This window comes from Neobacillus soli NBRC 102451 (assembly GCF_001591665.1).
GTDB classification, from domain to species: domain Bacteria; phylum Bacillota; class Bacilli; order Bacillales; family Cytobacillaceae; genus Neobacillus; species Neobacillus soli.
This window is the reverse complement of sequence record NZ_BCVI01000077.1, coordinates 1-20,430: the sequence shown is the minus strand read 5'-3', so window position 1 is coordinate 20,430 and position 20,430 is coordinate 1. Positions and strand designations below refer to the sequence as shown.

The window sequence follows — 20,430 nt, the reverse complement described above, 5'->3', positions numbered from 1 at the left end:
CGGGTTCCAATAGCGTCTATTTGAGGTTAGTCTTAAAAGTGGACACGTAAAAATGAGATTTAGTTTTTGGGGCCAAGGGGACGGCTCTGGTGGCTTTTTTCGATCAACAGATGAAAGAAGTAGGCCGCCAGAACCGTCCCTGTGGCAATCGATTCGGCGGAAATGGGTTAAATAGTAAAGACCGGATTCAGGAGATGAATCCGGCCTTTTTTTTTACGAGACTTACGACATTTGCTGGTTATTAATTGGAAATTCTCGTAATCCCGTTAAACTAAGGCCACTGGTCTCGAACCGTCCCCATGGTCAATGACCTCGGGGTGTTTTTTATGCCCAGGCCTTTTTTAAAAGCTTCACACCTAACTGAATTTCCTCACAAGTTAGGTTACTGAATCCTAGTTTAATAATTGCCTCATCAGAATTTTTTTTTATGAAATAGATAGAGGTAGGATACACTTTAACCCCATAAATGGAAGCACGCTCAATCAACCATTCTTCTGATCGATTTAGATGTATCTTAACTAATACGTACAAGCCAGACTGCTCCCCAATAATGGATATATTTTGTTTGAAGTGTTTTTTTAATTCTGAAACTAAGCATTGCATTTTTCGCGTATAAACAAGACGCATTCGTTTTATATGGCGATTCCATTCTCCCTCTTCCATAAATGTAGCCATTGTAAGCTGGCTAAGAAGTGAAGTATTACTCTCGAAATGAAGAAATTGATTTTTATAACGGTCTAAAAGTAACTGTGGCAGCACCATATAACTTAGACGGATTCCTGGAAGGAAGGACTTTGAGAAATTCCCTAGGTAAATGACTCTTTTTGAATCAATGGAAGCAAGTGCTGGAAATGGCTGCTGCGTATAACGAAATTCACTATCGTAATCGTCTTCGATAATATATCCATGCATCTTGTTAGCCAAATTAATAAGCATTTGTCTTTGTTGAATAGACATGCTAACACCTATTGGACTTTGATGGGAGGGTGTTACATAGATTAACCTTGAGGTCATTTGTTCTAATTTTGAAAAATCAGCACCTGATTCATAAACTGGTAAAGGTTCAAGCGTGAAACCATGAAATTGAAAAGCCTCCCTTGCTCCATCATAACCTGGGTCCTCTACAATAATGCTAGTGAAATCATCCTTCAGGATTTGTCCGAGATAAATCAACATTTGTTGGGTACTACTGCCGATAATAATCGCATTTGGATCTGTTTTCACCCCTCGAGATTGAAGTAAATATGTAGCGATTTGTTCGCGTAAGCACACTTCACCAAATGGTTCCCCGTATTGAAAGCTTTCCTGTAATGTCAAAACTTGATTTGATATTCTCCTCCAAATTTTCAAGGGAAAATTTGTTTGATCTACGGCTCCTGCTCGGAAATCAAGTAGGACTTGTGTCAACGACTTTGTTTGCTTTTTATTGGGAAGAACTAAGTCATCTTGAAATAAAAGTGGCTCTAATTCATTTACAAAATACCCTTTTCGACCTTCTCCACGGATATAGCCTTCAGCTACAAGCTGCTCATATGCCATTAATGTTGTATTGCGGCTTACTTGAAGGGAATCAGCAAGTTGGCGAATGGAAGGTAATGAATCATCAGCTGCTATGTCACCCCGCTCAATAAATAATTTAAACTGCTCGTAAATTTGTTTGTATTTGGGAGAGTCATCCTTAAAAACAAAAATGGTATTTTTCATTCACAGCAACCTCTGACATGTATATTTGTTTGTTATTGTACCTTTTAAAATGTCAGTTTGTACAATATTATTTTTTTATCGGATATTTTTAAATACCCAAATACAAGTTGAAAGGATGATTATTGTGTACATTCCGAAGCAATATCGTATGAACCATGATGAGGCAATTCAATTTATGAAATCTAATCCGTTTGCATTACTAATAACTGTCGATGAACATCGGCCCATCGCTACACACATTCCTATAGAGATTCGCGAAGATGACGGGAAAATCTATGCGACGGGGCACATCGCCTACGGAAACATGCAGAAAAAGACTTTGGAAAATAATACTGATGTGTTGCTTATTTTTCAAGGACCTCATGCTTACATTTCATCAAGTTGGTATACGGTGGACGAGGTCCCCACATGGGATTATCTAGCCGTACATACGTATGGAACAGCAAGCATCTTGACTTCGGATGAATTGAAAGCGGATTTAGATATGCTGCTCAACCGATACGAGTCTCATCGAGAAAACGGGCGGCAATGGCATACTTTTGATTCTAAGTTTCTTGAGAGCGAAATGAAAGGAATTGTTGGCTTTAGAATAGAAATTACCTCGATTCAAGCTGCAGCTAAAATGAGTCAAAATCGTAGCGACACAGATTACAAAAATATCGTTACAGAACTTGAAAAATCAGATGAACAAGGGGAAACTCAGGCTGCTCAGTGGATGCGTGAGCAACGGAAAGAGTTGTTTTGACCTTGGGGAGGACGGTTCTAATGGCTTTTTTCGGTAATAGAAATACAACCATAAGTACCGCCAGAACCGTCCCCATGGTCCTTTTTTTGCTAACGGGGCAGAATAGTGGAATAAATAAATTTATTATTTTATCTGAAAATTTCATAAAAATGGTATAATTTTCTTTAAAGAATTGAAAGGAGACGTTGTATTATTTCAAACAATTCAAACAAAGTAAGGAGGAAAAAGATGAATAAAATTATATCTGGAATTATTCGATTTATCATCACTCTTGCCATTATTTTGCTAATTTATTTTATGGTTTTTAGAGTTTTTTAAATGAACAATACAAGGAAAATATACAGTAATACTTAAAGACCTATTTTGTATAGGTCCCTTGTTTTTTATAAATAGCATAAGATTGTGAAAAGACTCACTTAAAGTAAACCAGCTAATAGTTTGTCAATATTTTTCATTAAAAACTTAAAATATTTCATGCTATACTAAAAATAATCATGCCAAATAACCTTCCGTTTGTTTAGACTTGGAAGGTTTTGCGTTACTTGGTTAGATTTAGCTTCTAAGCTATATCTTGGAAAGTTGTTCTGTTCTTTAAAAGGGCAAATATCCAATGTAAGAGTTTATTTACACAGGCAATAACAGCTGCTTTAAAAGGCTTTCCTTCATCACGTTTCTTATCGTAAAATTCTCGCATTCTTTTATTGCGGGGTATGATTTCATCCGTTGTTTTCTTTTTACGGCAATCACGAATGGCACAACGAACAGCCATAAACAAGGCGTGTCTAAGTCTACTAGATCCTCTTTTAGTAATTCGGTTTTTGGTGGCAGAAAACTTACCAGATTCAAAGACACTAGGATCAACACTAGCGAATGCTACAAGCTTTTTAGGGTCATTAAACCGATCTATATCCCCAATCTCTGAAATAATCGTTGCAGCGATTTTTTCTCCAATACCAGGAATAGATTTGATAATAGTATATTCTTCAATATCTTTAGCGAGGGCATCTATCTCGGTCTCTAACTTTGCTAGATGCTCTTTGTATTGAAGAATCATTTTAATGTACATACCAAGACTTAAAATATGACTCTGATAGACTGTCTTTTCAAAAGGATTACGTGCAGCCGCTGCTTTAAGTTGAATTGCTTTTTCCTTTGCCCACCTGCTTGATCGACTCTTACAAAGACCATTTATTTTGTCTGTAATTACTTCTTCGCTTGCATTCAAAATATCCTCAGAAGAAGGGAACTCTGAAAGAGTTAAAAGTGACACCACTGAATATAAATCTCCAAAAACCCCTTTATATTCAGGAAACACTTGTTCAAGCACTGCCTGAAATTGAAGCTTTGTTTGAATCATCACTCCAGTTATATTTTCATGTTGTCTAGTAAGGTTGCGAAGGTTTAATAACTGGACTCCACGCTTTTTATATGGCTCTAATTCCTCCTTATAAAACAACTCACAGAGGAGATAAGCATCAATGACATCTGTCTTTACCTTTCTTAAGCTTGAAGATCTAGCCTTATAGGAAATCAGTGGATTGATGATAATTAATAAATAACCTCGTTCTTCCAAGTAATGAACTACTGGTGTTTGGTAATGCCCCGTAGCTTCTAAAATTATTGAAGGCTTCTTGCCTGACTCTTTTTTCACATCCTCAAGAAAAGACACAAGTGAACTAAGACCCTCAACAGTATGTGAAACTTTAAAACTCTTACGATAAGGTTTGCCTTTATCTAAGAATGCTTGAACTTGACTTTCCCCTTTTGATATATCCAGACCAACGACTGGATTCATTCTAAATCTCCTCCTCCTGAACTATTAATTTGCCAGTAACCCCTAATTCCTCCATGCAGTGTCACAGCTTCGCTTGTTATACGAGATCTACGTCCCAACCAGCCTCAATCATGTTTCTACAAGTAGGGGGCGAACAGTTTAGCTGACGGGGTCGAAGCCCCACGAGCAGATACGTTCTACCCTGGCTACTGATATAATAAAACCATTTTAAAAAAGGTCAACCAGAAATATTTAGCATTCTGGCTAACCTTATAATACGAAAGGAGCAGGTTAGTTTAATTAAATAAAATAAGTGAGAGCAATTTATGCCCACCGAAAACAATGTGAATTTAAAGATAATTAAAGAAATACAAATCTAACCTATGTTAAAGAAGGAACTCTTAATAAATTTTTAAAATTTAAGAGTATATTGTCTAACGATTGTGTAACTTGAATTCCCACTTTAAGCTAATAATGAAGCTAATTAAGATATTTAAAAGTATCTACCTCTACATTGAAATTTAGTGTTATTAAAACACTTAGATTATTATTAGACACAGATCATGAACATTTCCTCTATAATATGAATTTTGAAGTAGTGAATAGGACACCTTATCAATAAAAACATGGGGTGTTTAAATTGGATAATACATCTAATGCTAAAATAACTTCCGCTGAAATTGCCGCACTTTGGACGCAGTATATGAACGAAACAGCAAGTATATGTATTCACAAACATATGATGGAACATATAGAGGATATTGACATAAGAGGCGTATTTGAATATGCAATGTCTCTAAGTACGAAGCATATTGAAAAGATAAAAGAATTTTTTAGGAGTGAAGGTTATCCAATTCCTATTGGATTTACGGATAATGACTATACACCAAATGCCCCCCGCCTTTTTTCTGATATTTTGTGTTTGAAGTATGTAAACATCATGTCTTTACATGGTTGTCATGGGTATAGTGGAGCAATAACTACATGTTCCCGACTAGATGTTCGTAATTATTTTAATGAATGTAATGCAAGTGCGGTTGAATTAAGTAATAGAACAAAGGATATTTTGTTAGAAAAAGGAGTATATCATCGACCTCCTGTGTTAAATCCACCTGATAGTTCAGAATATGTAGATGATAACAATTATGTAACAGGTTGGTTTGGAGAAAAAAGAGCTTTAAGTTGTATTGAAATTACTAATATTTATTTTAATTTGAAAAAAAGTTCATTTGCTAAAGCCTTGATAGTTGCCACCCATCAAGTTGCAAAGTCAACTATAGTTAAAAATTTCTTACTGAAAGTAATAAAATCGGCAGGGGAGAATATTAAAATGTTTAATGAGGTTTTGATTTCAGAAAATCTTCCAAGTGCACCTACTTTTGACCATGAAATTACGGATTCTACGGTATCACCGTTTTCTGAAAAGCTACTGATGTTCCAAATTGGATTTTTATCGTCGACGGCAATGGTTTATTATGGAACAGGGCTGGCATCCGCATCAAGACGGGATTTATCATCAAAGTACATGATGGCAATAATGGCTGATTTAAAGATTAGTAACGATTGGATTAAAATCATGATAAAGAATCGCTGGCTTGAGCAACCACCATTGGCAGAAGACCGAAAAGAATTGGCAAAGGGCTAGAATAATGTGGCGAATGAAAAGGAAGTGTTGTTTTGGAGCATTGCTCTTCCAGGTTTCGGACAATTTCTAAATGGAAAATATATAAAAGGTGCTATACTCATTTTTTTAGAATTTTTGGTGAATGTCCTAGCTAATTTTAACGAAGTTATTATTTTAAGTTTTCAAGGAAATATTGAAAAAGCGATTTTACAGGCGGATTATCAGTGGTTAATGTTTTATCCTTGTTTATATTTCTTTGCGATGTGGGATGCGTATAAAGATGCTGGAGGTGGAAAAGATAGATTTTCTTTTTTACCATTTGTTTTTTCTGCTTATTTTGTTACGGTGGGGTGTATTTATTCCTCAAATTTAAAACTCTTTGGTGTATTATTAGGTCCTGTTTGGTTTCCAATTATTTGTGTTATTCCTGGTGTGGTGTTGGGTTTAGTTTTTAAAAAGAATATTTCTCAACATTTAATTAAGAACCGTATGTGAACTAACTCACTTAAAGTAAACGGGTGCAATATTAAAAAGGGTGGTTCACATAATAAATAAAGCTATATAGACAACCAACCACCCTTACGGTAGAGGTTGCATTGAGAAAGACCATAAGGTTTCGCTGGCTTTTATCATGGCTGTGGGACAGGGGGGACCTGTCCCACCGTCCCTCTACAGTGCTTTAGTTGTCCATGATTCTACGTCCCAAATATCTGTTACCACGTCGCGGTAAAACTCAGGTTCATGAGAGATAAGAAGCATGCTTCCCTTATACGATTTCAATGCCCGTTTAAGTTCCGCTTTTGCATCCTTATCCAAATGGTTGGTTGGCTCATCGAAAACAAGGATATTGCTTTCTTTGTTAAGGAGCTTACATAACCGGACTTTCGATTTCTCTCCACCACTTAAAACTGATATTTTACTTTCAATATGTTTTCTAGTTAACCCACATCTTGCAAGAGCAGCACGCACCTGTCCTTGGCTTAAATGAGGAAATTCATTCCATATTTCTTCGATGCACGTGTTTTCATTTTCCGTTTTCACTTCTTGTTCAAAATAGCCGATATACTGGTATTCACCGCGTTCAAGTGTACCAGAAAGGGATCTTATTTCTCCAAGCATGCTACGAAGGAGTGTCGTCTTACCGATTCCATTCGCTCCAACTAATGCCACTTTTTGCCCACGCTCTATATAAAGATTTAACGGTTTTGATAGTGGATCATCGTACCCAATGACAAATTCTTTCGTCTCAAAAATTAATTTACCTGAGGTTCTTGCTTCTTTAAAGTTGAAATCAGGTTTTGGACGTTCCTGTGCTAATTCAATAACGTCCATTTTATCGAGTTTTTTTTGTCTGGACATAGCAAGGCTACTAGTAGATGCCCTTGCCTTATTACGGGCTACAAAATCCTTTAAATTAGAAATCTCTGATTGTTGTCTCTTAAAAGCAGCTTCCATTTGAATTTTTTTAGCTTCATAAATCACAAGGAAATTGTTGTAATCACCCACGTAGCGATTTAATTCTTGATTTTCTAAATGGTAGATGACATTTACAACGCTATTAAGAAATGGCATGTCATGAGAAATCAATAAAAAAGCATTTTCGTATTCTTGCAGGTAACGTCTTAACCACTCAATATGTTGTTCGTCTAAATAGTTTGTAGGCTCATCTAAAAGCAGAATATCTGGCTTCTCAAGTAAAAGCTTGGCTAATAAAACCTTTGTTCTTTGCCCACCGCTTAAATCATGAACATCTTTTTCTAATCCTATATCATCAAGACCAAGGCCACGTGCCACTTCGTCTACTTTAGAATCAATAATATAAAAGTCATTATTCGTTAATACTTCTTGCAATGTACCCACTTCATCTAACAGCTTTTCCATTTCTTCTGGTGTAACGTCCGCCATTTTTTCGTAAATGTTATTTATATTCGTTTCGACGTCAAAGAGGTATTGAAAGGCCGTATTTAGTACATCACGGATGGTCAGTCCCTGTTGTAAAACAGTATGTTGATCAAGATATCCGACTCGTTGATTCTTAGCCCATTCTACTTTTCCATCATCAGGCTGAAGTTGCCCTGTAATGATATTCATAAACGTCGATTTACCTTCACCGTTTGCCCCTATTAAAGCTATATGTTCTCCTTTTAACAAGCGGAAGGAAACATTATTAAAGATAGTACGATCGCCAAATCCATGGCTTAGGTCTTTAACCGTTAATATACTCATATATTCAACCTCAATTTAATTTTTTTTGATTAGGAAATTTTTATCTATTTGTTCACCTGATTTTAGAATTAGTATTCAAATATAACACAGATAGTAGAATAGCTGAATGGATTAAATTGGATATTAGGGTCAGGCGGAGCGGCCGAGCCTAGGTGGAGCAGCCGTCAAGGCTGAGAATCTAATGGAGTGAGAGTCTCCTGTCGTCAATTTGCCGATTCAGACGAATAGCATAAGATTTTTTAGTAGGAACGTGTTCCAATAGCCCCGTCTACTTAGATGATTTAGAGGATTTATAGACCAAACGTTGAAGTAGAGCCTGTCTACTTAGATGTTTGAGAGGAATTTCAACCTGAACGTCATAGTAGAGCCCGTCTACTTAGATGTTTGAGGGGAATTTCAGCCTGAACGTTGAAGTAGTGCATGTCTACTTAGACGTTTGAGGGGGTTTTCATCCACAGCATTGAAGTAGAAGCCATCTACGTCGCACTTTCCTCCAAATATGCAGCTAAAGAATGCCGTTTGTTGCATATCGTTCCGTCCATTTTCCTGAAAGTCCATGTTGGCCGAGGTAGGCCGTACCAATGGGACGGATCTGGTGGCTTTCTGTTTCATGGCTTTCTCATCAATTGGCTCTTTCGAAAGCCATGAAAACCGTCCCTGTGTCAATTTAACGGAACCAAAAAGCCAGGCCTCAAAGCCTGGCTCCCCTAAATTTTCTTACTTCCGTACCGGAATCTTCAATACATTCACCTTTGCACCATCTTTAGCCGAATAAACAAACAGTTCTAACCGAACGCCGCCATCACGGATTAAATCCGCTCCAAACGTAATTTTAAAATCGCCCCAGGCAGGTGCACCGGCCGTTTGATAGCGATCCTCCAATAGAACCGTTTTCCCATCATAAACGCCGTACTGGAACACGCCTTCAAATACCTGCGCCTTACCCGTTACCACCACTTGGTCCCCTGATACCACGACCATGACATCTTTGAAAGCCTCATTTTGGTAGGTTTTTTCCTGATCATTTGAACCGGGATTATTCTCTTTGTCCTGGTCATCTGAACCAGATACGTCTGGATTAGCTGGCTCCTCTTTGGCCGGTTCTTCCTTAGTCGGCTTCTCCACCACCTTTTTTGTATCCGGTTCCTTTACTTGCTCCTGCTGGCTGCAAGCCGATAATCCAACCGCGGCTAATAACACAAGTAAAAGATACATAATCTTTTTCATCCCACACACTCCTTTTAGTTAATATTATGCTCATTTTTTCTGTTATTTTCTTATTGAACTATGAAGTCTCATTTAAAAAACGATTTGTATATCTGCGATTTTGCCTAAATCCCCCAGTATAATCAAAAAAGCCAGCCCCCGAATCAACCGGAACTGGCCATGCCCTAAAAGGCTCGCAATCTGCGAATTTACATTATCATCTTCTATTTCGTCACACGTTCTAGTTTCGGGTCAAAGGTATCAAAAAATGGGAGAAGTAATTCCATATTTTCTTCTCCTAATTTTTCCGTTGAATGGAGCATCCAGTCAAAGATAATGCCCCTCGTATAAACAAGAATCATATGCACAATAAATTCGGCATCCAAATCTTGCCGGAATTCTTTTTCCTGCTGCCCCTTTTCCACAATCTCTTGATAAACAATAAATATATTCCGCTCTTTTGAAACCATATAAGAGGGTTGGTCTGCATTGATTTGCAGGGTATAGATGACTTTCGTCCATTCTCTGCGATTTTCATCCACATAATCGAACATGCCCTTGCATAGAGCAATTAATTTTTCTTTGTTAGATTGGTAGTTTTGAGAAGAGACCCTTCTCATAACCTCCTCATCAAGGTCCTTCCAAGAACTGATGATGACCTCTCCTTTATTTTTAAAATGATTATAAAAGGCGCCTTTGGTTACCCCGGCTTTTTTACAAATGTCATCAATTGTCGTATTATTGTAGCCCTTTTTTATAAAAAGCTCTAAACTAATCTGGTACAGCGTATTGCGCGTATTTTCAGCCTCTTTCTTGCTTTTTCGAGCCATTTTGACATCAACCCTTTCTTCATTCGACAAGCAACCTTTTACCTAAAATGTCAGTTATAGGTAAATGATAACATAGTAAGATATCTAACAAAATTAGAACTATTAAATTATTTTTCTAAATTTTTTTAATTGTTGATAAATTAAAAAACCTGTAGTAAGATTAAAAAATCAAATACATACTCGAGTATCTAAATTCTAATGTATGTCTTTGATTTTATCAATGAGGAAGTGATGAAAAGGGAGTGGTAGGGGGAAAAAGTAAATTGGCTTTAGGGAGAATTTTCAAAACTACTAGTTCAAAAGATTAAGGGGAGATGTCTTTATGGTCAAAAAGAAATCAAAGTTTTTATACCTTAATATCATGATTGGATTGATAATCGCTGTAATGCTTTCCGGCTGTTCGGGTTCAAAGTCGAAATCCTCTGAAACCTCAGGATCGTCACAAAAACAAGTGGATCCTGGTGAACCTCAGTATGGGGGCACATTGAAAATTTCCTCACCTATTGAACCCGCCAATTTAGGAGTTCCGCCGGAGCAACCTGGAAGCGGTTTCGTACACATGATGGCACCGGTTCTTGAAACACTCGGAAAATTTGATGAAAAGGGTGTTATGCAGCCGCTATTGGCAGAAAAGTGGGAATTAGAGCCGCAAGCAAAAACCATCACTTACTTTTTGAAAAAAGACATTAAATTCCACGATGGCACTGACTTCAATGCAGAGGCTGTGAAATGGAATATTGAATTATTCCGGCAAGCCAAACGCGGGGAAGTAGACGGGATTAAGTCGATTGATGTAGTAGATGAAAGCACAGTCAAGATTAATTTAACCGACTGGAACAGCAGTTTGAACAACGCGCTCTGTTTCTGGATTCAAATGATTTCACCGACTGCGTATGAAAAGAACGGAAAAGACTGGGCTACTAGTCATCCAGTGGGCACCGGTGCATTCGCGTTTGACAGCTGGCAGCGAGGCGTCTCCATTAAATACAAGAAAAACGAGAAATACTGGCAAAAGGGTCTTCCATATCTTGACGGGGTCGAATACAAAATCATTCCAGATGCCATGACGGCCTCTGCTGCCTTCCAGCAAAGAGAAGTAGATGCATCCTTCTATTTACCGGTTGATCGGGTTCTAGAATTAGAAAAGAACGATCAATACAAAGTCGTCACACTTACAACAGGCCTTGGCAACAGAGAAAACGGACTTATCCCGAATAGCGGAAATCCGGATTCCCCGTGGGCCAATGTAAAGGTCAGAGAAGCATTAGCTTATGCGATTGATGCAAAAACAATCGTCGAAAAGGTCCTAAAGGGCGGCTATGAAGTAACCGATCAATGGGGACCTATGACAGGTACATCTTACAATAAAGATGCGAAAAAGTTCGAATTTAACCCTGAAAAAGCGAAGGAATTGCTGGCTGAAGCTGGCTATCCAAACGGCTTCAAAACGAAGCTCATCTCTTGGCCAGGCCTTGAGCATGAAGCACTGCCACCTGTTTATCAGAGCTATTTAAAGGAAGTTGGCATTGATGCGGAAGTCGTGCCGGTTGATACGGCTAGAATGTATGACCTAATTGGCTCCGAGTGGGACGGGCTGATGTACTTCGACGTCATTACCGACCCAGACCTGCCGCTTTACCTGGAACGTTACTTAAGCAAAAAGGCAAAATTATATGTAAACATTAACCATCCGGAAAAAGTGGAAGAGCTCATTAAGAAGGGTAAAGCTTCAACCGATCCGGAAACAAAGCAGCAGGCAAACCTTGAATTACAGAAGGCTGTCTTCGAGGAAAACCATATGTTCTTCCCATTAGCGGTTACAACCATGCCAATTGTCATGTATCCGAATATTCAAGACAGCGGATTTAATGAAACATACGGCAATGTGTATTCTCCAGAAAAGACATGGCTGTCAAAGTAACGAAAAACCTGGAGGGGATGATGCTTGTCATCTTCCCCTCTTATCTAACAGAAAAGGAGAGCTGTTATGATTGCGTTTATTATCCGCAGGCTTCTGCAGACTGTAATTGTATTGTTTATGGTAACCCTCATCGTTTTTTCCATTCTGCAGGTTCTGCCGGGAGATCCCGCACGGACTTTGTTAGGACCTGAAGCCTCACCGGAACAAGTCGAACAAATTCGCGAAGAATTAGGGCTGAATCGGCCGCTAGCAGTCCAATATATTACCTGGGTCGAACATGCCTTTCAAGGGGATCTTGGCAAGTCGATTGCCATTAAAGAAGATGTAACGGGAATTATTGGCGAACACTTACCAAAAACCATGTATATCAGTTTTCTTTCGATGGTATTAGCCATCATAATCGGGGTGCCGGCCGGGATTATTGCAGCCATTAAAAGGGGAGGGAAAATGGATTCCCTCATTTCCGTCGTCTCAAACGTTGGAATGGCAGTACCTGCTTTCTGGCTAGCGGTTTTATGTATTTATTTCTTCAGCCTCAAATTGGGATGGTTTCCAGTGCAAGGATATACCTCTCCATTTGACGATTTCTGGTTAAGTACAAAGCAGGTCATTATGCCTGTTATCTGCCTTGCCTTTGCGGCCCTAGCTTCCTTTGCCCGCCAGACCAGGTCGGCGATGCTTGAAGTAATCATGCAGGATTTCACTAGAACGGCCCGTTCGAAAGGATTAAAGGAAGGCGCCATTATCATCAGGCATACGTTGAAAAATGCCATTATTCCTGTTATTACCTTAGTGGGGCTGCAGGTGCGAAACATCGTCGGCAGTACCATATTTATTGAGCAGGTCTTCAATATTCCGGGCATGGGACGGCTTGTCGTTCAAAGTGTCTTTAATCAAGACTTTGTTGTCGTTCAGGGCTGCGTGCTCGTCATTGCCATTATCGTTGCCCTTACCAATCTATTGATTGATATTTCATATGGCTTCGCAGATCCACGGATACGGATTAAATAAGGAGGGATAAGGATGACAATAGAAATCATCGCTTCTGAAAAAGTCGTGGAACAGGAGGTGAAAAAAACAAGAAATACACAGCGCTTTCTTCGTGTATTTCTTGCTCGAAAAACGGTAGTCGCAAGTTTGGCCATTATCTTCATTATGATTATTTGTGCTATTTTCGCCCCGTTGCTTGCTCCCTATGATCCATATAAACAAGACTATGCGCAAATACTTGCAGATCCATCCCTAGCCCATCCATTCGGAACAGACATGGTTGGACGGGATGTCTTGAGCCGAATTATTTACGGCAGCCAGGCGGCACTGCTGGTCGGTATTGTCTCCGTCGCCATTGCCAGCGTGATTGGGATCATCCTTGGATTAGTTTCCGGTTATGCTGGAGGGTTGGTGGATGCTCTTATTATGAGAGCAATGGATGCCCTTATGGCGATTCCTCCTATTATATTGGCGCTGGTTTTCGTAGCAGCCTTTGGCGGCGGTTTAACGAACGTCATGATTACTTTAGGCCTGTCACTTGTACCGACTTACGCCCGGTTAATGCGGGGCCAGGTACTAGCAATCAGGCAGGCGGATTATGTTGTGGCGCAGGAGCTCATGGGCTCGACGAATATCCGAAATATGATCAAGCATGTGCTGCCAAACTGTATTTCACCGCTGATTGTTTTAATTACCTTAAACTTTGGAGTGGCCATTCTGGCCGAAGCGGGACTCAGCTTTTTGGGGCTTGGGATTGTACCGCCTAAAGCGGCTTGGGGTTCGATGATTAATGACGGCTATAAATATTTACTATCTAATCCCATTCTTTCCTTCGCCCCTGGGATGGCAGTCGTCCTAGTGGTGGTGGCCTTCAATATTGTCGGAGATGCATTAAGGGATGCTCTTGATCCCCGCCTGAAAGGAAGCTTGTAAAGATAAACGGGAGGTGTACATAAATGGGCCATTTGCTCGAGGTTAAAAATTTACAAACCCAATTCACTGTCGACCGCAATGTCGTAAAAGCAGTTGATGGCGTTTCCTACTATGTGGATGAGGGAGAGGTTGTCGCCGTCGTCGGCGAGAGCGGCAGCGGGAAATCCGTTACCCAGTATTCCGGCATCCAGCTAATCCCATCGCCCCCAGGAAAAATTACCGGCGGGGAAGTCCTCTTTAATGGTAAAAACTTGCTTCAGTTAAGCGGGGAGGAGCTTCGGCAGGTACGCGGCGGGGAAATCGGGGTCGTGTTCCAGGAACCGATGACGTCGCTGAACCCTGTATTAACGATTGGTTATCAAATAATCGAGACGATTATCCTCCATTTAAAGATGAATAAGAAGGATGCCCGCAAACATGCGATTGAATTGCTGAAAAGTGTCGGGATACCAGATGCAGAGGAAAGGATTGACTATTACCCGCACCAATTCAGCGGCGGGATGCGGCAACGGGTGTGCATTGCAATGGCGATGGCCTGTAAACCGAAGATTTTGATTGCCGACGAAGCAACAACGGCGCTCGATGTTACCACGCAGGCGCAAATCTTAGAAATGCTAAAAAATATTGCAAAAGAAACAAAAACTTCTATTGTATTAGTGACCCACAATTTAGGGATTGTGGCCCGCTATGCTGACCGTATTTATGTCATGTATGCCGGTGAAATTGTTGAATCGGGAACCACAAAGGAAATTTTTTCAAGCCCGAAGCATCCTTACACGATTTCCTTGTTGAACGCGATCCCGCGATTAGATGACCCAAGAGGACGGCAGCTGATTCCAATCGATGGGATTCCTCCATCCCTGATTAACAAACAGGATATTTGTGCTTTTTTGCCAAGATGTCAACACCGAACGGCAGCCTGTTCCTTCAAGCCTGCACCAAAGCTTGAGTCTGTAGGCGGCAGCCATTATGCGGCCTGCCATGAAGAGATAACATCAGAGGCGATTCAAGAGACGGCCGCTGCCAGGGCGGCTTCGAAGGATTCTTCTGCTGATGTGGTCAATGACCAACAATCCAGTAACGAAAACCTTTTAGAGGTTAAAAACTTAAAAATGTATTTTCCCGTCACAAAGGGGGTTCTGAAGCGGAAAGTAGCGGATGTCAAGGCTGTGGATGATGTGAGCTTCACCATTAAAAAAGGGGAAACCCTTGGATTGGTGGGGGAAAGCGGCTGCGGTAAAACAACCATCATCCGCAGTATTTTACGGATGTACGAACCCACTTCAGGTGAAGTGATATTTGACGGGCAAAACATTGCCAAAATGCCAAAGAGTAAACTGCGTCCGTTACGCAAAAATATATCCCTTGTATTCCAAGACCCGTTTAGTTCACTGGATCCCCGTCAAAGTGCGGGCAGCATTATCGGAGAGCCCTTGATCATTCATCAATTAACGAAGACGAAGCAGGAATATGAGAAACGGGTGGATAAATTATTCGAACTTGTGGGCCTAAATCTTGCCTGGAAAAATAGAGTTCCCCATGAATTTAGCGGCGGACAGCGGCAGCGGATCGGAATTGCACGGGCATTGGCCAGCAACCCGTCGTTTATTGTGTGTGACGAGGCCATTTCCGCGCTGGATGTATCGATCCAGGCACAAATTATTAATCTATTAGAAGATTTACAGAAAAAGCTGGGTCTTACCTATTTATTTGTGGCCCACGATCTCTCCGTTGTCCGCCATATTAGCGACCGGATTGTTGTGATGTATCTGGGCAAGATTGTCGAGGTAGCGGATTGGAAGTCGCTGTATGAAAACCCATTGCATCCTTATACAAAAGGACTGCTTGCGGCGGTACCCATACCAGACCCGTTCGTAGAGGAAACCCGGGAGCATGTGATGTTGGAAGGGGAAATCCCAAGCGTAATGAACCGGCCAAAGGGCTGCGCCTTCATTAATCGCTGCCCGATCGCAACCAAGGAATGCAGTGAAGCCGAGCCACCGCTGATTGAGACAGAAAACGGGCACAGTGTCGCTTGTATTAAGGTCGGAAAGGAAGTGGGAGTATGAGCCATACGAAAAGAATGGATCAAGCATTAGAAACAAGGGGGATCGCGGTCGGCACCTTTATTTCCTTTAACAATCCTGATGGCGCTGAATTTGCCGGCCATGCCGGGTTCGATTTTGTCCTGCTTGACGCAGAGCACAATACCTTTGCCTTTGAAGGTGCGGTTGAAATGATCCGTGCGGCTGCGGCTGGCGGCACAGCCGCTGTCGTCCGGCTTCCATCCAGCGAGCATTCCGGGATTACAAAAATCTTGGATGCCGGTGCAGCTGGTGTACTGATTTCGAGCGTTCGGACTGGGGAAGAGGCAAGGCGGATTGTACAGGCAGCAAAATACGGGCCTGCCGGGAAAAGAGGATTCAGTCCAAGTATTCGGGCCATGGATGGTTTTAAAAACAATAAGGAATATCGGGAGTGGAGCGACCAGAATACCTTGATCTGGGCGATTATCGAAAATGAAGAGGCACTCGAGAATATTGATGAAATTCTCGACTCCGGGATCACCGGCATTATGCCTGGTCCCTACGATTTATCGATGGCAATGGGGTTCGAAGGGGACACGACACATCCAGAAGTCGTTGAGGCCCTTGACCGCGTAAGCGATCTTGCGGTTAAGAAGGGCGTCGACCTCGTCGTTTTTTCCGAGGTGCCAGAGGGGGAAGGCGCACCAACTCCTTATGAAATTGCGGAATCTTGGAAAAAGCGCGGAGCCCGGTTCATTCATTTTAGTACAGACCGTATGATCATGGCATCTGGCTACCGAAAGATAGTAGCTGGGTTGAAGGAACCGCTGGACGTTTAGTTTTTTATAAAAATTGAAAGGGGCAATAGGAAAATGATTACTATAAATTCTTCAATTAAAAGACCAGACCCTGAATTGGTAAGACAATTGGGGGAGATTACTCCAAGTGATTATGGCCATAAGCTGAATTATCAATTCATTACCGCAAGCAAAATGAAGCCGTTATTTCCGATTGAGACACCGTTTGCAGGACCGGCAGTGACGGTTCGAATCCCGCCAAATGATGTGTTATCCACCTGTAAGGCACTGGAGTATATCCAGCCTGGTGACATTGTCGTGATTGACGCGTCCGAAGAGGATCGTTATGCCTGTTGGGGTGAAGTAACAACAAGAATCGCGATGGAAAAAGGGGCCGCAGCAGCCATTGTGAACGGAGCCATTACGGACACGATTGCCCTTCGAGATTTAGGGTTTAAGGTGTATTCGCATTCGGTGTCGCCTTTGACGACAAAATTCTACGGCCTCGGCGGCGATATCAATGTTCCGGTTTCGATTTCCGGCTGCGTCATCCAGCCTGGTGACGTAATCGTCGGCAGTAATGATGGACTTTTAGTCGTACCGCAGGATAAAATTTCAGAATATTTGGAGATTGGTAAAGTGGCGAAGGAATTAGATGAACAGAATCTCGAGGACTTACGGGTTTTTGGGGCGGAATCATTCCTGCGTCGGCTGGATGCACAATGGGAGGATATGCTGGAAAAGGATGATCACATCTCTTCCAAGTGATACTTTACTGTAGTAACGTGAAAAATCGTATATAACATTGACGCGTGGTGAACGGGGAATCATCAATTTTTACTAGTGAAAACCAGGGAGATGGTGGGAGATGCTTCATTTAGTCAACAAGAATGTGAGACAAATACAAGTATCCGGTATTCGAAAAGTCTATAATAAGGTGCTGAACGATCCAAGTATCATCAATTTAACGGTGGGCCAGTCGGACTTTGCTACTCCCCAACAGGTCATAAACGCCGGAATCAAATCACTGGAGGAAAAACGGATAGGTTATACGACCAATTCGGGATTACCAGAACTAAGAAAAGCGATTGCAAGCTTTGTAGATCGCCGCTATGGTTTAAAATATGAGCCAGAGGATGAAATTCTTGTAACGGTAGGTGCAAGTGAAGCACTTGATATTGCCTTTCGTACCATTCTGGATGAAGGTTGTGAAGTGATTTTGCCGGCTCCCATTTATCCTGCTTATGAACCGCTGATAAGATTATGCGGCGCCATCCCCGTTTTTATCGATACGAGAGAAACTGGCTTCAAGCTTAACGCAGAGATGATAAAGGCAAAACTAACGGATAAGACTCGCTGTGTCCTGCTTCCTTATCCATCCAATCCATGCGGCTCTATTCTGGAAAAAGAAGAGTTACAAGAGATTGCTACTCTTTTAATAGATAAGGATATTTTCATTATCTCCGATGAAATATACAGTGAATTAACCTATGGAACGAGACACCATTCGATTGCTGTTTTTCCTGGCATGAAGGAAAAAAGTATTGTGATTAACGGCCTTTCGAAATCCCATGCGATGACTGGCTGGCGGATCGGGTTTGCGCTGGCACCGAAATATCTAATAGAAGAAATGCTAAAGATCCATGTATACAATACCGTTTGTGCAAGCTCCACAAGCCAATATGCTGCATTTGAAGCATTGGCAACCGATTTACCAGAGGTAGACCGAATGATCTCGGAATATCAGAATCGCAGAGATTATGTATATGACCGTGTGAAAGCAATGGGGCTGGACGTCAACTGGCCGGACGGAGCCTTCTACCTATTTCCTTCTATTAAAAAGACAGGCCTCAGCTCAGAGGAATTTACTGACCAATTAATTGACGAGGCAAAAGTAGCGGTTATACCTGGTAATTCCTTCTCAACCTTTGGAGAGGGATACATCCGGCTCTCCTATGCCAACTCAATGGGAATACTAGAAGAAGGGTTAAATAGGTTAGCGCAATTTTTAGCAAAAATAAATAGTAAAGTTGATTGTTAGATTCGTTTTTCCGAATAAAAGGAGGCATTAAAATTGAAAAGGGGAAATCTAACAAAGGCGATTAAACTGCGGCATGAGCTACATGCCCATCCAGAATTATCAAACCATGAAGTGTGGACGAAACAGCATGTTATTGATTTTCTGAAGGAAAACACAGGCCTTGAAATCGTGGACAGAGGCCGCTGGTTCTATGCTATTTATCACTCCCCTATGGGAAAAAGAAATGTCGCATTCCGCGCCGATTTTGATGCTCTTCCGATTGAGGAAACGATTCCTCTTCCGTATGGTTCAAAGTACCCCGGTGTTTCTCACAAATGCGGTCATGACGGCCACACCGCTGCTCTTTGTGGTTTTGCCCTTGAAATCGATCAACAGGGGAGCGACAACAACCTTTTCTTCCTGTTCCAGCATGCAGAGGAAACAGGGGACGGGGCTGCTGAGTGCGCGGTGTTTATCAAGGAAAACAACATTGATGAAATCTTTGCCTGGCATAATATGAGCGGTTTTAAACAAGATACAGTCTACGTTATTGATGGAACAGCATTCTGTGCCTCCAAGGGTATGTCGATTTATATGGAGGGGGTTCCCTCTCATGCAAGTGAACCGGAGAAGGGGATCAATCCATCATATGCCATTGCAAGAGTAATTGAGGCGATACCTAGTTTCATTGATCCTAAACTTAACAAGGACATCGTTCTCTGTACTATTGTTCAAGTGGACATCGGTGCAAAAGCCTTTGGGGTAAATGCCTCTCATGGCGTGCTAAGAATGACCATTCGTGCGCTTTACGAGGAAGAGATGGATAAGCTTCAAAAGAATTTAGAAGATATTGCGCGGACCGAAGCGGAGAAGAATGGTCTGAAGGTGAGTTTCGAGTACCAAGATGTATTCCCGGATACGTCAAACCACAAGGAAAGCTCTGATAAGATTCGTAAGATTTGCAAAGAAAAGGGCATTCCGATGGTTGAGATGGAGGAAGCATTTCGTGGCTCCGAAGACTTTGGCCACTACACCAAACTGACAAAGGGCTCCTACTTTTTTGTAGGGAGCGGAGAAGACCATCCCAACCTGCACAGCTTCGAATATGACTTTAAAGATGATCTCATAGAAACGGCAGTAGAGGTTTTTAAAGGGATTGCTGAACTATAAAGAGAAGAAGCTGACTCCAAAAGGAGGTTTTGGGAGATCAGCTTCTTTTTAATGAAAAGCTAAAGAAAAAAGTCGGGTGCAGTTGCTGCACAATTTGAGCCGATTTCGACTTATTTGTATTCACTGGCTTGATGAAGGACAAAACGCAGCCTTTCTAATAAAGATTAGTCCTTCATTGGCTAGATGAAGGACTCTCCGTCGCAATATCCTCCAATTGCGTCTTATTTTAGGGCATATACGACATATTTTTGCCACTTACGACACAATTTCTGCAACTTACGACATATTTTCAGAGACTTACGACAACTTGTGGAAATTAATTGGAAGTTGCGGAAAATCTCGAATACTTACGACACATTTTCCGCCACTTACGACACAATTTTAGCCACTTACGACATATTTTCAGAGACTTACGACATTTCATGGAAGTTATTTGGAAGTTGTGGAAAATCCCTCATACTTA

The 20,430-nt window shown here is 41.2% G+C and carries 17 protein-coding genes; 12 read left to right on the top strand and 5 right to left on the bottom strand.

The window, feature by feature from the left end:
- The first annotated feature begins 89 nt into the window (after positions 1-89).
- Positions 90-245, top strand: coding sequence for a hypothetical protein (locus BSO02S_RS27335; protein WP_157081499.1), 156 nt, complete (start codon positions 90-92; stop codon positions 243-245).
- A 79-nt stretch (positions 246-324) separates the two neighbouring features.
- Here BSO02S_RS27335 and pdxR read toward each other — a convergent pair whose 3' ends face one another.
- Complete coding sequence (pdxR, locus tag BSO02S_RS23735; protein WP_066073674.1) at positions 325-1,704, bottom strand: MocR-like pyridoxine biosynthesis transcription factor PdxR; 1,380 nt, start codon at positions 1,702-1,704, stop codon at positions 325-327.
- A gap of 124 nt (positions 1,705-1,828) precedes the next feature.
- On the opposite strand from pdxR, the gene BSO02S_RS23730 reads away from it, so the two are divergent.
- Entirely contained in the window at positions 1,829-2,449 is a 621-nt protein-coding gene (locus tag BSO02S_RS23730) for an FMN-binding negative transcriptional regulator (protein WP_066073672.1), read from the top strand.
- 559 nt (positions 2,450-3,008) lie between these two features.
- On the opposite strand, the gene BSO02S_RS23725 is transcribed toward BSO02S_RS23730, so the two are convergent.
- Positions 3,009-4,244 (bottom strand): IS110 family RNA-guided transposase, encoded by a 1,236-nt coding sequence (locus BSO02S_RS23725; RefSeq protein WP_066073669.1) that lies wholly within the window; start codon positions 4,242-4,244, stop codon positions 3,009-3,011.
- Positions 4,245-4,863: 619 nt separating this feature from the next.
- Here BSO02S_RS23725 and BSO02S_RS23720 point away from each other — a divergent pair.
- Positions 4,864-5,868, top strand: coding sequence for a DUF3231 family protein (locus BSO02S_RS23720; protein ID WP_066073666.1), 1,005 nt, complete (start codon positions 4,864-4,866; stop codon positions 5,866-5,868).
- A gap of 6 nt (positions 5,869-5,874) precedes the next feature.
- The gene (locus tag BSO02S_RS23715; protein WP_066073665.1) at positions 5,875-6,342 is read left to right on the top strand and encodes a hypothetical protein; all 468 of its coding nucleotides are present in this window, start codon (positions 5,875-5,877) and stop codon (positions 6,340-6,342) included.
- 174 nt (positions 6,343-6,516) lie between these two features.
- Here the strand turns inward: BSO02S_RS23715 and BSO02S_RS23710 are convergent, their stop codons facing one another.
- From BSO02S_RS23710 to BSO02S_RS23695, 3 genes are all read right to left on the bottom strand, one after another.
- Positions 6,517-8,073 carry an ABC-F family ATP-binding cassette domain-containing protein gene (locus BSO02S_RS23710; protein ID WP_066073662.1) on the bottom strand — a complete coding sequence of 519 codons (1,557 nt, stop codon included), beginning with the start codon at positions 8,071-8,073 and terminating at the stop codon, positions 6,517-6,519.
- A 717-nt stretch (positions 8,074-8,790) separates the two neighbouring features.
- On the bottom strand, positions 8,791-9,300 hold the full coding sequence (locus tag BSO02S_RS23700; protein WP_066073657.1) for a Gmad2 immunoglobulin-like domain-containing protein: 510 nt from the start codon (positions 9,298-9,300) through the stop codon (positions 8,791-8,793).
- Positions 9,301-9,503: 203 nt separating this feature from the next.
- On the bottom strand, positions 9,504-10,109 hold the full coding sequence (locus tag BSO02S_RS23695; RefSeq protein WP_142303680.1) for a TetR/AcrR family transcriptional regulator: 606 nt from the start codon (positions 10,107-10,109) through the stop codon (positions 9,504-9,506).
- 322 nt (positions 10,110-10,431) lie between these two features.
- Between BSO02S_RS23695 and BSO02S_RS23690 the strand changes: the two genes are divergently transcribed.
- From BSO02S_RS23690 to BSO02S_RS23655, 8 genes are all read left to right on the top strand, one after another.
- Positions 10,432-12,030: an ABC transporter substrate-binding protein gene (locus BSO02S_RS23690; protein WP_066073651.1), complete on the top strand. Its 1,599-nt coding sequence runs from the start codon at positions 10,432-10,434 to the stop codon at positions 12,028-12,030.
- Between the two features lie 66 nt (positions 12,031-12,096).
- Positions 12,097-13,041, top strand: a complete 945-nt coding sequence (locus BSO02S_RS23685) for an ABC transporter permease (protein WP_066073648.1) — start codon at positions 12,097-12,099, stop codon at positions 13,039-13,041.
- Positions 13,042-13,053: 12 nt separating this feature from the next.
- A complete protein-coding gene (locus BSO02S_RS23680) occupies positions 13,054-13,953 on the top strand; it encodes an ABC transporter permease (protein WP_084375160.1) in 900 nt (299 codons plus the stop codon).
- A 23-nt stretch (positions 13,954-13,976) separates the two neighbouring features.
- Positions 13,977-16,022, top strand: a complete 2,046-nt coding sequence (locus tag BSO02S_RS28395; protein WP_066073645.1) for an ABC transporter ATP-binding protein — start codon at positions 13,977-13,979, stop codon at positions 16,020-16,022.
- Positions 16,019-16,819: an HpcH/HpaI aldolase family protein gene (locus tag BSO02S_RS23670; RefSeq protein WP_066073642.1), complete on the top strand. Its 801-nt coding sequence runs from the start codon at positions 16,019-16,021 to the stop codon at positions 16,817-16,819. The genes BSO02S_RS28395 and BSO02S_RS23670 overlap by 4 nt, the downstream gene beginning before the upstream one ends.
- A 33-nt stretch (positions 16,820-16,852) precedes the next feature.
- Entirely contained in the window at positions 16,853-17,545 is a 693-nt protein-coding gene (locus tag BSO02S_RS23665; protein ID WP_066073639.1) for an RraA family protein, read from the top strand.
- Positions 17,546-17,645: 100 nt separating this feature from the next.
- Positions 17,646-18,818, top strand: a complete 1,173-nt coding sequence (locus BSO02S_RS23660) for an aminotransferase A (protein WP_066073634.1) — start codon at positions 17,646-17,648, stop codon at positions 18,816-18,818.
- A 33-nt stretch (positions 18,819-18,851) separates the two neighbouring features.
- Positions 18,852-19,967, top strand: coding sequence for a M20 metallopeptidase family protein (locus tag BSO02S_RS23655; RefSeq protein ID WP_066073631.1), 1,116 nt, complete (start codon positions 18,852-18,854; stop codon positions 19,965-19,967).
- Positions 19,968-20,430 lie beyond the last annotated feature (463 nt).